Annotated in this window: 11 protein-coding genes and 1 pseudogene; 6 read left to right on the top strand and 6 right to left on the bottom strand. The window is 73.2% G+C overall.

Annotation, left to right across the window (positions count from 1 at the left end; all coding sequences use genetic code 11):
- Nucleotides 1-91: 91 nt before the first annotated feature.
- The 3 genes and pseudogenes from OG389_RS17765 to OG389_RS17755 all read left to right on the top strand — a co-directional run bounded on the left by OG389_RS17765 (nt 92) and on the right by OG389_RS17755 (nt 3,482).
- Nucleotides 92-913: an SDR family oxidoreductase gene (locus tag OG389_RS17765; RefSeq protein ID WP_328299479.1), complete on the top strand. Its 822-nt coding sequence runs from the start codon at nt 92-94 to the stop codon at nt 911-913.
- Between the two features lie 82 nt (nt 914-995).
- A pseudogene (locus OG389_RS17760) lies at nt 996-1,877 on the top strand (haloalkane dehalogenase).
- 159 nt (nt 1,878-2,036) lie between these two features.
- Entirely contained in the window at nt 2,037-3,482 is a 1,446-nt protein-coding gene (locus OG389_RS17755) for an alanine/glycine:cation symporter family protein (protein WP_328299478.1), read from the top strand.
- A gap of 164 nt (nt 3,483-3,646) precedes the next feature.
- Here OG389_RS17755 and OG389_RS17750 read toward each other — a convergent pair whose 3' ends face one another.
- The gene (locus OG389_RS17750; RefSeq protein ID WP_328299477.1) at nt 3,647-4,228 is read right to left on the bottom strand and encodes a GNAT family N-acetyltransferase; all 582 of its coding nucleotides are present in this window, start codon (nt 4,226-4,228) and stop codon (nt 3,647-3,649) included.
- A 136-nt stretch (nt 4,229-4,364) separates the two neighbouring features.
- On the opposite strand from OG389_RS17750, the gene OG389_RS17745 reads away from it, so the two are divergent.
- Complete coding sequence (locus OG389_RS17745) at nt 4,365-5,678, top strand: lipase family protein (protein WP_328299476.1); 1,314 nt, start codon at nt 4,365-4,367, stop codon at nt 5,676-5,678.
- 107 nt (nt 5,679-5,785) lie between these two features.
- On the opposite strand, the gene OG389_RS17740 is transcribed toward OG389_RS17745, so the two are convergent.
- The 3 genes from OG389_RS17740 to OG389_RS17730 are packed head-to-tail and all read right to left on the bottom strand — an operon-like array spanning nt 5,786 to nt 9,310.
- Nucleotides 5,786-7,333 carry a PTS transporter subunit EIIC gene (locus OG389_RS17740; protein WP_328299475.1) on the bottom strand — a complete coding sequence of 516 codons (1,548 nt, stop codon included), beginning with the start codon at nt 7,331-7,333 and terminating at the stop codon, nt 5,786-5,788.
- A gap of 52 nt (nt 7,334-7,385) precedes the next feature.
- On the bottom strand, nt 7,386-8,318 hold the full coding sequence (murQ, locus tag OG389_RS17735; protein WP_328299474.1) for an N-acetylmuramic acid 6-phosphate etherase: 933 nt from the start codon (nt 8,316-8,318) through the stop codon (nt 7,386-7,388).
- A 20-nt stretch (nt 8,319-8,338) separates the two neighbouring features.
- A complete protein-coding gene (locus OG389_RS17730) occupies nt 8,339-9,310 on the bottom strand; it encodes a MurR/RpiR family transcriptional regulator (protein ID WP_328299473.1) in 972 nt (323 codons plus the stop codon).
- A gap of 124 nt (nt 9,311-9,434) precedes the next feature.
- On the opposite strand from OG389_RS17730, the gene OG389_RS17725 reads away from it, so the two are divergent.
- Nucleotides 9,435-9,836: a hypothetical protein gene (locus tag OG389_RS17725; RefSeq protein ID WP_328299472.1), complete on the top strand. Its 402-nt coding sequence runs from the start codon at nt 9,435-9,437 to the stop codon at nt 9,834-9,836.
- A gap of 7 nt (nt 9,837-9,843) precedes the next feature.
- On the top strand, nt 9,844-10,110 hold the full coding sequence (locus tag OG389_RS17720) for a DUF4031 domain-containing protein (RefSeq protein WP_328299471.1): 267 nt from the start codon (nt 9,844-9,846) through the stop codon (nt 10,108-10,110).
- A 25-nt stretch (nt 10,111-10,135) separates the two neighbouring features.
- Here OG389_RS17720 and OG389_RS17715 read toward each other — a convergent pair whose 3' ends face one another.
- On the bottom strand, nt 10,136-11,365 hold the full coding sequence (locus tag OG389_RS17715) for a Cmx/CmrA family chloramphenicol efflux MFS transporter (protein ID WP_328303866.1): 1,230 nt from the start codon (nt 11,363-11,365) through the stop codon (nt 10,136-10,138).
- A gap of 35 nt (nt 11,366-11,400) precedes the next feature.
- Nucleotides 11,401-13,278 carry a stealth family protein gene (locus OG389_RS17710; protein ID WP_328299470.1) on the bottom strand — a complete coding sequence of 626 codons (1,878 nt, stop codon included), beginning with the start codon at nt 13,276-13,278 and terminating at the stop codon, nt 11,401-11,403.
- Nucleotides 13,279-13,299 lie beyond the last annotated feature (21 nt).

The raw sequence follows: 13,299 nt of genomic DNA, 5'->3' as shown, positions 1-13,299 counted from the left end.
CTAAGTGTAGACGGGGCGCCGCCCGGCGGGCTATGGTCGCCCCAGGAGTTAGTCAGTTGGCTAACTCACTCCAACGGGGTGGGAGTCTCACATGTTCGTCATCACGGGTGCGACCGGAAACGTCGGCAGCGAGCTCGTACGGATCCTCGCGGCGGCGGGGGAACGGGTGGCCGCCGTCTCCCGCCGGGCACCGGAGCAGGCCCTGCCCGCCGGGGTCCGCCACCACCGGGCCGACCTCGCGGAGCCGCGGAGCCTGCGGCCCGCGCTCGAAGGGGCCGAGGCCCTGTTCCTGCTCGTCGCCGGCGAGGACCCGCAGGCGGTCCTCGAACTGGCCGCGGCGAACGGCGTACGACGGGTCGTGCTGCTGTCCTCGCAGGGCGTCGGCACCCGGCCCGAGCTGTACCGGCACCCGGCCGCCTTCGAGGAGGCCGTCCGGAGCTCCGGCCTGGAGTGGACGGTCCTGCGCTCGGGCGGGCTCGACTCCAACGCCTTCGCCTGGGCCGAGTCGATCCGTACCCACCGCACGGCGGCCGCGCCCTTCGGGGACGTCGGGCTGCCCACGGTCGACCCGGCGGACGTGGCCGAAGTGGCGGCGGCCGTGCTGCGGGGCACCGGGCACGCGGGGAGCACGTACGACCTGACGGGGCCCGCCCCGGTCACCCCGCGCGAGCGGGCCGGGGCGATCGCGGAGGCGATCGGCGCGCCGGTGCGGTTCGTGGAGCAGAGCCCCGGCGAGGCGCGGGCGCGGATGCTGACCTTCATGCCCGAGCCCGCGGTCGAGGGCACCCTGTCGATCCTCGGAGCGCCCGTCGCCGCCGAACTGGCGGTGAGCCCGGCCGTGGAGCGGATCCTCGGCCGGGCCCCCCGCCCCTTCGCCGACTGGGCGCACCGCGCGGCCCCGGCCTTCCGCTGACGGGCCCGGCCCCGCCCCAGTCCCTGCCCCGTCACCCGTCACCCGTCGCGCGTCCCCGTACCTCTCCGAAGGAGCAGCAGCCGTGCCCGTACAGCCCGTACTCGATTCGACGATCCACTACCGGGAGGCCGGCGGCGGCACCGGAGCCGGTGTGCCGATGGTCTTCCTGCACGGGAACCCCACCTCCTCCCACCTCTGGCGGGAGGTCCTCCCCGCCGTCGGCGGCGCCGGCCGGCTGCTCGCGCCGGACCTGATCGGCATGGGGGACTCGGGCAAGCCCGCCATCGACTACGCCTTCGCCGACCACGCCCGCTACCTCGACGCCTGGTTCGACGCGCTCGGCCTCGAGGAGGTGGTGCTGGTCGGGCACGACTGGGGTGGCGCGCTCGCCTTCGACTGGGCGGCCCGGCATCCGGGGCGGGTACGTGGGATCGCCTTCACCGAAACCATCCTCAAGCCGATGGGCTGGGAGGAGTTCCCGGAAGGCGGCCGCGAGCTGTTCCGGGCGATCAAGAAGCCCGGTGTCGGGGAAGCCATGGTCCTCGACGAGAACGCCTTCATCGAGCAGGTGCTGCCCGGGACCGTGGCCCTCCCCTTCGACCCGCGGGACCTGGACGCGTACCGGGCTCCTTACCCGACCCGGGAGAGCCGGCGCCCGCTGCTCCAGTGGGCGCGCTCGATGCCGCTGGGCGGGGAGCCCGCGGAGGTGGTGGCCCGCGTGGCGGCGTAGGGCGAGTGGCTCGCGGCGAGCCCGGAGGTACCCAAGCTGCTGCTGACCTTCGCCCCGGGACCGGGGGCCATGCAGGGGCCGGAGGCCGTCGACTGGTGCGTGGGACACGTCGCGGCTCTGGAGCTGGCCCGGCACGACGAGGTGGCCGCCGGGCACCACACGCCCGAGGACCACCCGCTGCTGATCGCGGCGGCGGTACGCGACTGGGCCGGGCGGCACGGGCTCCGGGGGTGACCGGGAGTCGAGGGTGACCGGGAGTCGGGGCCGACCGGGAGTCGCGGGTGGCCAGCGGGCAGAACGGGGCGAAGGGCGCGCGGCGCGGGCCTTCCGGCCCTGCGGCGACGGACGTAGGTCCCTGTCGGTGGGCCTTCCGCCCCGGGGAGACTTCGCAGCATGGACACTCTGGACTCGATGATCGTCAACGCGAACGATCACCTGTGGACCTACCTGCTGATTCCGCTGGTGGTCGGTGCCGGCCTGTACTTCACGGTCCGGTCCCGGGGTGTGCAGCTGCGCCTGCTTCCCGAGATGTTCCGGGTGGTGAAGGAGAAGACCCCGCCGCGCGCCGACGGCCGCAAGCAGGTCTCGTCCTTCGGCGCGTTCACCATCTCCGCCGCGGCGCGTGTGGGCACCGGCAACATCGCCGGTGTCGCCGCCGCCATCACCCTGGGCGGCGCGGGCGCGGTCTTCTGGATGTGGATGATGGCACTGATCGGCGCCGCCTCCGCCTTCGTGGAATCGGCGCTCGCCCAGCTCTACAAGGTGCGCAACTCCACCGGCGCCTACCGGGGCGGCCCGGCGTACTACATGCAGCGCGCGCTCGGTAAACGCTGGCTCGGGGTGCTCTTCGCGGTGACGATCACCGTCACCTTCGGTTTCGTCTTCAACGCGGTGCAGGCCAACACCATCACCTCCGTCGCCGCAGGCTCGCTTGCGGACGCGGACGGTGCGAACTGGTTCGGCCCGGCGCTCGGCGTACTGCTGGCCGCCCTGCTGGGCCTGGCCGTCTTCGGGGGCGTCAAGCGGATCTCGTCCGTCACCACCGTCCTGGTGCCGGTCATGGCGATCGTCTACCTGCTGCTGGGCGCGACGGTGGTACTCCTCAACATCACCGAGTTCCCGCGGGTCGTCGCGGACATCGTCGGCGGCGCCTTCGGCTTCCGCGAGCTGGCGGCCGGCGGCATCGGCGCGGCCATCCAGCAGGGCATCCGGCGCGGCATGTTCTCCAACGAGGCGGGCCTCGGCTCGGCCCCGAACGCGGGCGCGGCCGCCGAAGTCTCGCACCCCGTCAAGCAGGGCCTCGTGCAGTCCCTGGGCGTCTTCTTCGACACGCTGCTCGTCTGCACGATGACGGCCTTCATCGTCCTGGTCACCAACCCGGAGCTGTCGGGCCGCCAGGGTGCGGACCTGACACAGACGGCGCTGAGCGACACGCTGGGCTCCTGGGCCGGGCACCTGCTGACCGTCGTGGTCTTCATGCTCGCCTTCAGCAGCATGATCGGGAACTACTACTACGGCGAGACCAACATCCAGTTCATCACCCGCAAGCGCTGGGTCCTGCCGGGCTACCGGGTGTTGGTCCTGTCGGCGGTCGTCCTGGGCTCCCTCGGCTCGGTGTCGATCGTCTGGAACCTGGCCGACCTGTTCATGGGCCTCATGGCCCTGATCAACCTCGCCGCGATCATCCCGCTGTCGGCGATCGCCTTCCGCCTCCTGGACGACTACCTCGCCCAGCGCCGGGCCGGCCTGGAGCCGGTCTTCACCCGCGACCGGATGCCCGACCTGAAGGGCGTCCAGTGCTGGGACCCGGTCCGCACGAAGATCTCCGCATCGAGGTAGGCAGGCCCCTTCGGCAGCGGCCCCTCCGCGCCTGGCTGGCTGGCTGGGCTCGTGGCCGGGGGGAAACATGGACAAGGAATCACCGCGCCGCGAGGGGAAGTTCGCGCGCACGCTGCGCACCGCTTCGTGCGCCGGCCAGCTCGATGGTGTGACGGTCGCTGCGCTCAGTCCGTGCGCAGGCGCGCGTGGAGGTGTTCGTCGTGCCAGCCGTCCGTGTGGAGGAGGGCGCCGCGCATGGTGCCCTCCAGGGGGTATCCGGCCTTCAGGGCGACGCGGCAGGAGGCGGGGTTCGCCACCGAGTGGGTGAGGCGCAGTCGGTGCAGGCCCAGGTCCTCGAAGGCCCAGCGGGTCACGGCGGACACGCCCTCGGTCGTGGCTCCGGCGCCGCGCCCGGCGGGGAGCAGCCAGTACATGATCTCGGCGCTGCCGCCGCGCAGGTCGAAGTCGGCGAGGCCGATCAGGCCGACCGCCACGGTGTTCTCGGCGGCCGCCACGGCCCAGACCGCCGCGCGTTCGGTGTGCCAGCGCTCGCGCCAGCGGGCGATGCGGGTGACGGCCCGGTCCTCGGTGAGGTGGTCGGGTCGGTTCCAGTGGCGGATGTCCGGGTCGGCGTACGAGGCCACGAGCGCGGGGGCGTCGTGGGGTTCCCAGGGGCGCAGCAGCATTCCGCCGGGCAGGGCGTACGTCGGCTGGGCGAGTGCGGCCATCCGGCCCGCGGGGACGACGGCCGGTATCGAGTCGGTCATCGGATCATGATGCAGCCCTGCTCGGGCCGGCTACGGCCCCACCCTGCGACACATATGTGATGGAACGTCACAGTCGGTGACATTCTATACCTTTGTCCCTACTCTCTGGTCCGGCACCGAGTGAATGGACGAAGAGATGAGACGACGGCTTTCGGCGATCGCCGCGGCCGGTCTGGCCGCGATCCTCGCGCTGGGCTGCGGAACGACCTCCACTGCGAGCACGAACCCGGACGGAGGCAAGGGCGGCAAGGGCCTGTGCGCCCCGGGCGTGCCGATCGGGCCGGCGGGCGAGAAGTTCTACGACCCGCCGTCGCCGCTGCCGGACGGCGATCACGGTGACCTGATCTGGGCCCGTCGCGTCGACTCCCCCGACGGTGCGCGCGCCTGCCGGATCCTGTACCTCTCGACGCTCCAGAGCGGCACCCCGGTGGCCGTCTCGGGCATCGTGGCCTGGCCCGACGCCCCCGCGCCCCGCCAGGGCCGCAACGTCGTGGCCTGGGCCCACGGGACCGTGGGCGGACCGCGCCAGTGCGCGCCCTCCGCGGTGCCGAACCCGGCCACCGACCTGGTCGGCTACTACACGTACGACAGCCCGTGGGGCATCGACGTCGGCGTGCCGGCGCTGACGCAGTTCCTCGACTCCGGTGACGTCGTGGTCGGGACGGACTACCAGGGGCTGGGCACGCCGGGCGTGCACCAGTACACGGTCGCCGTCACGGAGACCAACAACGTCCTGGACTCGGTCCGCGCGGCCCGCCAGATCACCGAGGCCCACGCGAACGACAAGGCGGCCGTCCTGGGCTGGTCGCAGGGTGGCGGCGCGGCGGCGTTCATCGCCCAGAACTACAAGGCGTACACCCCGGAGACCGAGCTGGTCGGCATCGCGGCGCTGGCGCCCGCCGCCAACCTGGGACCGGACTTCCGCGGCCTGGTGCTGCCCGGCCCGACGGACGCCACCTCGCCCTCCCACAACGCGGCGCTGCGCGTCAACGTCTACCGGGGCTTCCTGGCGGCCTACCCCGACCTGAAGGCCGAGGACGTGCTGAAGCCGGCCGGCCTGGAGGCGCTGCGCGGTGACGGGGTGATGTGCATCGAGCACCTCGCCGACGTGATCCAGAACAACGTGGGCAACGTCGGTCAGCTCGACACCCTGTTCCAGCCGCTGTCGGTGGTCCCGGAGGTCTGGCACCAGCGCTTCCGCGAGAACACCGCGGGCCTGGTCACCTCGGTGGCTCCGATCCTGGTGATGCAGGGGACGGCGGACACCGTCATCAACCCGAACTCCACCGACGAGTACGTGAAGCGGGCCTGCCGCTTCAACAAGCCGGTCGAGTACACGAAGTACCAGGGTGCGACGCACCAGACGATCCCGAACGTCGCGGAGTCGCAGTACCTGAGCTGGATCGCGGACCGCTTCGCGGGCCGTCCGGCTCCGTCCAACTGCGCCTGACACGAGGCCGCGTGAGCGCGGAGGCCGCGCGAGTACGTACGAAGGCTCCCGGCCGGTGGACCACACCGGCCGGGAGCCTTCGTCCGTACGGGGCGGGTGCCCGGGGGTCAGCCGCCCACGGGTACCGGCGCCGGGCCCGCGGGCTCGGCCGGGGCGGCGGGTGCCGCGGACGCGGGCTCCGCGACGGCCGCCGCGTCGTCGTCCGGGCCGGTGTTGAAGTCGGTCAGCATCTGCCGCGTGAAGCCGAAGAAGTACGTGGCGGCGAAGCCGACGAGGTAGCCGACGGCCAGGCCGCCCGCGTAGATCGCGATGGTCATTCCCATGCCGGACTTGCCGTCGAGCAGCGGGAACAGCGCCCAGCCCGAGGGGCCGATGGCGGTGGATCCGAAGGCGGTGCCCAGCTGGTTGAAGAGGCCCACGAAGGCTCCGCCCGCGGCGCCGCCGATGCAGGCGGTGATGAAGGGGCGGCCCAGGGGCAGCGAGACGCCGTAGATCAGGGGCTCCCCGACTCCGAGGAAGCCGGCCGGGAGCGCGGACCTGATGGTGGCGCGGATCGAGCGGTTGCGCGGGAGCTTGTAGTAGACCGCGACGGCCGCGCCGACCTGGCCCGCGCCGGCCATGGCGAGGATGGGCAGCAGCACCGTGTAGCCGGTCTGCTCGATCAGGGTGGTGTGGATGGGGATCAGGGCCTGGTGCAGGCCCAGCATGACCAGGGGGAGGAAGAGGCCGCCGAGGACCAGGCCCGCGAAGGCGCCGCCGGTGGCGAGCAGCCAGGTGGCGAAGGTACCGATGGCGGAGGAGACCTCGCCGGCGACGAACATCAGGCCGAAGATCGTGACCAGGCCGGAGATCAGGACCGTGAGGGTGGGGGTGACCAGGACGTCCAGCGCCTCCGGGACCCACTTGCGGCACCACTTCTCCACCTGGACCGCGAGCAGCGCGGCCGCCAGGGCGCCGAGTACGCCGCCCTGTCCGGGGGAGAGGTGCTGGCCGAAGGCGTCGATCTTCGCGACGCCGGGGAAGACGATGATCGCGGCGACGGCGCCGCCGAGGATCGCCGTGCCGCCGAACTCCTTGGCCGTGTTGTAGCCGACGAACACGGCGATCAGGGACATGAATCCGGAGGCCATCGCGGCGAGCGCCGGGACGACGGCCGGCAGCCAGCCCATGTTGGTGATGAACCCGTTGAGGCCGGCGATGATGCCGCAGCCGATCAGGGCCGGGATCAGCGGGACGAAGATGTTCGCGATGCGGCGCAGGAACAGCTTGAAGGGGGTGGAGTTCTTCGCCTTCTGCGCGTTCTTGATGGCCGCGCCCTGGGCGGCGAGCTCGTCGGCGCCGTGCCCGGCGCCGGACACGGCGCCGGCCGGGACCGCGACGGCCGGCGCCGCCGAGCGGGCTTCCGCCACGAGGGCCTCGAACTCGGGGGTGACGCGGGCGACGGTGCCCGGTCCCAGCACGATCTGGTAGGTGTCGTCCTCGACGACGCCCATCACGGCGGGCAGGGCTTTGAGGGCCTCGTCCTGGACGAGCGAGCGGTCGCGCAGGGTGATGCGCAGGCGCGTCATGCAGTGCGCGATGGAGACGACGTTGTCCGGACCGCCGACCAGAGGAAGGATCGCGGCGGCTGTGGCGCGGTTCTTGTCAGTGGACATCTTGGTGTTCGCCTTGCTGCTCGGGGTCAGCGGTGGTGGATAGCGGTGGGGGTCAGCGGGCGGTGGCGGTGCGGGCGAGGGCGGCCCGGAGGTGGCCCTTGGAGGCGGTGAGAAGTTCACCGGCCGTGGGACCGTCGACGCCGCCGAGGACGACGAGGATGGCCTGCTTGACCTCGCCGCCGGAGGCGGTGAGCGCGGCCTCGATCTCCTCGTCGGGGGCGCCGGTCGCCAGGGAGACGATGCGGCGGGCGCGGGCGCGCAGCTTCTCGTTGGAGGAGCGCATGTCGACCATCAGGTTTCCGTACGTCTTGCCGAGCCGGATCATCGTGAGGGTCGAGATGAGGTTGAGCACGAGCTTCTGCGCGGTGCCGGCCTTCAGGCGGGTGGACCCGGTGAGCAGCTCGGGGCCGACGACCACCTCGATGCCGTGGTCGGCGGCGGCGGCGAGCGCGGAGCCGGCGTTGCAGGACAGGCCGACGGTGAGCGCGCCGCGGTCGCGGGCGAACTCGACGGCGCCGATCGCGTAGGGGGTGCGGCCGGAGGCGGAGATCCCGATGACGGTGTCGTCGGCGGTCAGGGCCAGCGCCCTCAGGTCTCCGGCGGCCAGTTCCCTGGAGTCCTCGGCGCCTTCGACGGCCTTGACCATGGCGGACGGGCCGCCCGCGATCAGGCCGACGACCTCGGAGGGGTCGGTGTTGAAGGTGGGCGGGCACTCGCTGGCGTCCAGTACGCCCATCCGGCCGGCGGTGCCGGCGCCCGCGTAGATCAGGCGCCCGCCGCGGGCCATCCGCTCGGCGATCCCGTCGATGGCGGCGGCGATCGTCTCCAGCTCGCCCGCGACGGCGGCCGGGACGGTGGCGTCCTCGGCGTTCATCAGGCGGGCGATCTCCAGGGTGGGGAGCCGGTCGATCTCGGCCAGTTCGGGGCGGAAGGCCTCGGTGGTCAGGGTGGCGAGCTGGGCGCGGAGTTCGGCGTACGCGGTCATGAGTGGGGGCTCCTGAACTGCTAGCGGGTGGTGCTGTTGCGCTTGGCGGTGGGTACGGGGGTCTGGCGGCGGGGCACGAGCGCCTCGTACGAGGCCGCGAGCGCGGGCGCCGCGGTCTCGTAGGTCTGCTGGGCTACGCCGACGAAGAGGCAGTCGACGACGAGGAGCTGGCTGGTGCGGCTCGACATGGCGGCCGGGCGCAGCTGGGTCTCGCGGGCGGCGGAGGTGGCCAGCACGAGGTCGGCGTAGTGGACGACGGGGGCGTTGGGGCGGCTGGTGAGCGCGAGGGTGGTGGCGCCGCGTTCGAAGGCGACCCGCAGGGGCTCGATGACGTCACCGGTGCCGCCGGAGTGGGTGATGGCGACGGCCACGTCGCCGGGGCGGAGCGTGACGGCGTTGGTGACGGCCAGGTGCGGGTCGTGGTGCGCGTGGGCGATGAGGCCGATGCGCGACAGCTTCTGGGCGAGGTCCTGGGCGACGAGGCCGGAGGCGCCCACGCCGTAGATCTCGATGCGGCGGGCGCCGACGAGGGCGGTGACGGCCGAGCCGAGGGCGGCGGCGTCGAGGCCGGCGGCGGTGTCGGCGAGGGTCTGCGCCTCCTCGCGGGCCAGCTTGGCGACGACGTCCGCGAGGGAGTCGTCGACCGCTATGTCCACGGTGACGGCGGGCGCCGCGCCGGACTCCTGCTGGGCGGCGAGCGCGGCGAGCGCGAGGCGCAGGTCGCGGTAGCCGGAGTAGCCGAGGAGGCGGGCGGTACGGACGACGGTGGCCTCGCTGGTGCCGGTACGGGCGGCCAGATCGCTGACGGTGAGCGCGGCGCAGCCGGCGGGGTCCTCGGCGACGGCTTCGGCGACGGCGTGCATGGAGCGGGTCATCGAGGGGCCGAGGCCGCGGACGCGGGCCCGCAGGGCGGCGGGGGCCGGGACGGGAGGCACGGGGGTGGTGACGGTTCCGGCCGGGCCGCTGAAGGTTTCTTTCACGTTCTTGCTCACCCCTGAAATCTATTTTCAGCAGTGCGGGAACGTCAAGACGCCACAAGGCACTGGCGCAAGGGTGCGCATGCGGGCCGCGAGGAGGACCTTCGCCACTTGGCCCGTCCGGGTCCACAATGTCTCCATGGACCACGCGACCCCCCTGGAACAGGCGCTGCACGCCGCACGCGCCCTGGTAATCGCCGATCTCGTCGCGGGCGAGGTCGCCGAGGCCGATGTCGTCTCCCTCGTCGAGGACTCGGTCACGCACCGCCGGTGGTGGGTGGAGCAGTGGCCGGAGGGGGCCGACTACCTCGCCGGACTCGTCGCCCAGGACGTGAAGGACGCGCTGCTGCAGAAGCACGGGCGCTGGCCGCTCTGCCCGGTCTGCAACCACGGCGAGCCGCACGCGCTGGACGTGGAGCCCGAGCTCGGACCGGACCCGATGTGGGTGTGCTCGGAGGCCGGCGTGCGGGTGGCGCCGGTGGGCGGCCTCGGATCCGTACTGGGCCCCGGAGCCAGTGCGGGCGCCGGGTACGACGAATGAGCCGCCGGTGACGGTGTACATCGACCCGCCGGACTGGCCGGGCCACGGCCGCATGTGGTCCCACCTGGTCAGCGACGTCTCGTTCGAGGAACTGCACGCCTTCGCGGCGTCGATCGGCTGCCCCCCGAAGGCGTTCGAGCGCGACCACTACGACGTGCCCGCGCAGCGCTACGCGGACGCGGTGGGCGCGGGCGCGGTCGAGATCGGCAGCAAGGAACTGGTCCGGCGGCTGACGGCGGCGGGGCTGCGCAGGCCGAAGGGCCGCCCGGCGTAGCCGGCCGGGACCGGTTGCGACGGTGTCAGCGGCCCGCGGGCTGCCTGACCGTGACCGGAGTGGCGGCCGAGGACGTGACCAGCAGGGACGTGCCGGGACCCGTGGGGCGGCCGCGGCGGTCCAGGCGCAGGGCTACGAGGCCCAGGCCGATGGCGGTGACGGTCATCGCGCCGCCCGCCCAGGCGGTGGCGGAGTAGCCGTAGCCGGCGTCGATGACGGTGCCGCCGAGCCAGGGGCCACCGGTGTTGCCGAGGTTGAACGCGGCCGTGGTCGTCGCTCCGGCCAGGGTCGGGGCGGCGCCCGCGACGTTGAACATGCGGGCGTTGAGCGCCGGGGCCGTGAAGAACGCCGAGAAGCCGATCAGGAAGGAGAGGGCGATCGCGGCCGCGGCGGTGGAGGCCAGCAGGGCCAGGGCCGCCAGGAAGACGGTGGAGGCGGTGATGCCCCACAGCATCACGCCGAACAGGTGCGCGTCGGCGATCCTCCCGCCCACCGTGGTGCCCACCAGCGCGCCGGCCCCGAAGAGCCCCAGGATCCACGGCACCCACCCGGAGCCGAGTCCGGCCACGTCCGTGAGCAGCGGGGACAGGTAGCTGAAGGCGCAGAAGACGCCGCCCGCGGCGAGCGCGGTGACCCCGATCGACAGCCACACCTGGCGGTCGCGGTAGATGCGCAGCTCGCGCCCGAGCGTCGGCTTCTCGGCGGGCAGCGGGATCTTCGGGATCAGGGCGAGGATGCCGGCCAGTGCGACGGCGGAGGCCGCGCCGACCGCCCAGAACGCGGACCGCCAGCCCAGGTGCTCCCCGAGGAAGGCGCCGGCCGGAACGCCGAGGACGTTGGCGATGGAGAGTCCGCCGATCATGACCGCCATGGCGCGGGCACGCTGGTGCCGCTCGACCATGGCGATGGCCACGGCCGCGCCGACCGCCCAGAAGCCGGCGCAGGCGAGCGCGGAGACGATGCGGGAGGCGAAGAGCAGCTCGTAGGAGGGGGCCAGCGCGCCCGCGACCTGCCCGAGGCCGAAGAGGCTGATCAGCGAGAGGAGGGTGGTGCGTCGGGGCAGCCGCAGCGTGGCGACAGCGAGCAGGGGGGCGCCGACCACCATGCCGATCGCGAAGGCGGATATGAGCAGGCCCGCCTGGGGGATGGTGACCCCCATGTCCTCGGCGATGGGTGGGAGCAGCCCGGAGAGCATGAACTCACTGGTTCCGAGTGCGAAGACGGAGAGTCCGAGGATGTAGACGGCAACGGGCATACGGGTGCGTTCGGCTGCTACGGGCATGAACTACATCAACCGGCGGGAACGGGCTCACATTCCCCCCGGCTGTGACCGCTGCGCCCGGACACGGGCCGCCCGCCGTCCCCGGTGCGCTCGAACGGGCCGGGTACGGGGAAGTAGGCGTCGAGGAAGGCCCTGAGGGCGGCGGGTGCGACAGCCGCGGCGCCTTCGGCCGCCGTCACCGTGTCGTTGAGGCAGAACGCCTGCCGGTCGCGGGTACGGAGCAGCCGGACCAGCTGGGCGGCGGTCTGCGGCTGGGCCAGGTCCAGGTAGCGGTAGCGCAGCTCCGCCGGCACGGCCCGCCCGGTGAGGAACGCGTAGTGGTGGTACAGCGATGCGGGGACCGAGATGTCACGGACGCTACGGATCCTGCTGTGCGCCGTCGCCCGGTGCTCCTCCGGGAACTCCCGCTCGAGCTCGGCGAGCACGCTGCGGCGCAGCGGGTACGGGATGTGCATCATCTTCCGGGTCACGGTGACACCGAACCGGGCCTCCAGCAGGGACCGGTTGTTCATCCCCGCCGCCGAGGCGGGGATCTCCCGGGCCGGGGTCGTCCCGGAGGGCAGCAGGGCGCGGGAGGGGAAGAACTTGCTCGTCCCGTTGGCCAGGAAGAAGTCCTCGGGGGTGAGGGGGGAGCCGAGGAAGAAGTCGTCGTTGAGGTAGAGGAAGTGCTCGGAGAGCCCGTCGATGTGGTGCAGGCGGCTCTCGATGGCGTGGGAGTTGAAGGTGGGCAGGGCGCCGGGGTCCGTGAAGATGTCGCGGTGATCGACCACGGTGAGCCCGGGGTGCGAGGCCGCGAGCCAGGCGGGCACCTGTCCGTCGGTCACCAGGTGGACGTGGCGGATCCACGGGGCGTAGAGGTGCAGCGAGCGCAGGGAGTAGCGCAGCTCGTCACGGTTCGCGTAGCGCGCGTCGTTCGCCGCCTGCGCGTGGTACGGCTCGTCCGCGACCCGGGCGCGGCGTGCCCTCCACCGGGGATCGGCGCCGTCGACCCAGGTGTAGACGGCGTCGACCGGGAAGCGGACCTCGTCGGGCAGGCGTGCGGTGAATTCGGGGCGGGTGCGTACCTGGGCGCGCCCGGTGCCCGCCGTACGGGGCGCGGGCGGCGCCGGGAGTGGAGGGAGTGGCGGGGCCGCCGGAGCCACCGGGGCCGCCGGAGCCACCGGGGCCGCCGGGGCGAGCCGGGTGAAGAGGGCGGCGTCCGCGTCCACCGCCGGGCCCGCCTGCGGCACGGATTCGGCGGTGCGGTTGGGGCGCGGCGCCAGTAGACGGTCGCCGGCCGGGGTCCAGAACTCGATGTCGCACCCGTGCTCGGTACCGAGCACCAGGGCGGACCGCGGCTCGGTGTGGAACCGGGTGACGCGGACGACGGGTGCGGCGGCGTGCACCTGCCAGGCCGCCGCCCGGTCGCCGGGGCGCGGGTCCGGCCGGCCGGGCAGGGAGACGTACCCCGCGTGGTGGGCGCAGAGCCGGACCAGTGCGGCGACGGCCCGGGCCCGGTCGGCCGCGCTGACGCCGACGGCCGAGGAGAGGTCCCCGTAGCAGCGCACGACGAAGTGGTCGACGTCCGCGTCCGCGAGCGCGGAGCACACCAGGCGCAGGGTGCCGGCACGGGCCGACAGCGGGGTGGGAGCGGCGCCGACGGTGACGACGGTGCGCCGGCCCTGCACGGTGAGGACCGACCGGTCCGCTGCCGCGAGCAGGCCGGCCCGCCGCAGCCGTCGGTGTTCCCAGGTGTCCGCGAGCTTCCTCAGCACCCGCGACAGCCGCACCGCCGGGGCCCTGAGCCGGCGGTGCAGTCCGGGTGCCCTGCTGACCAGCAGCCGGCGGGCCGTGAGCGGGACCAGCCTGCGGTACGCCCGGACCGGGGCCGGGGGCGGGGTGCTCACGGGAGGGTTCCTCCGATCCGG

Source organism: Streptomyces sp. NBC_00435, assembly GCF_036014235.1.
GTDB lineage: Bacteria > Actinomycetota > Actinomycetes > Streptomycetales > Streptomycetaceae > Streptomyces.
The sequence above is the reverse complement of the archived record's forward strand: the minus strand, read 5'-3'. Positions and strand labels throughout refer to the sequence as shown.

Excerpts from the sequence above, each read along its gene's own strand:
- OG389_RS17765 (WP_328299479.1), top strand. The coding sequence starts at position 92 with ATGTTCGTCATCACGGGTGCGACCGGAAACGTCGGCAGCGAGCTCGTA.
- OG389_RS17755 (WP_328299478.1), top strand. The coding sequence starts at position 2,037 with ATGGACACTCTGGACTCGATGATCGTCAACGCGAACGATCACCTGTGG.
- OG389_RS17750 (WP_328299477.1), bottom strand. The coding sequence starts at position 4,228 with ATGACCGACTCGATACCGGCCGTCGTCCCCGCGGGCCGGATGGCCGCA.
- OG389_RS17745 (WP_328299476.1), top strand. The coding sequence starts at position 4,365 with ATGAGACGACGGCTTTCGGCGATCGCCGCGGCCGGTCTGGCCGCGATC.
- OG389_RS17740 (WP_328299475.1), bottom strand. The coding sequence starts at position 7,333 with ATGTCCACTGACAAGAACCGCGCCACAGCCGCCGCGATCCTTCCTCTG.
- murQ (WP_328299474.1), bottom strand. The coding sequence starts at position 8,318 with ATGACCGCGTACGCCGAACTCCGCGCCCAGCTCGCCACCCTGACCACC.
- OG389_RS17725 (WP_328299472.1), top strand. The coding sequence starts at position 9,435 with ATGGACCACGCGACCCCCCTGGAACAGGCGCTGCACGCCGCACGCGCC.
- OG389_RS17715 (WP_328303866.1), bottom strand. The coding sequence starts at position 11,365 with ATGCCCGTTGCCGTCTACATCCTCGGACTCTCCGTCTTCGCACTCGGA.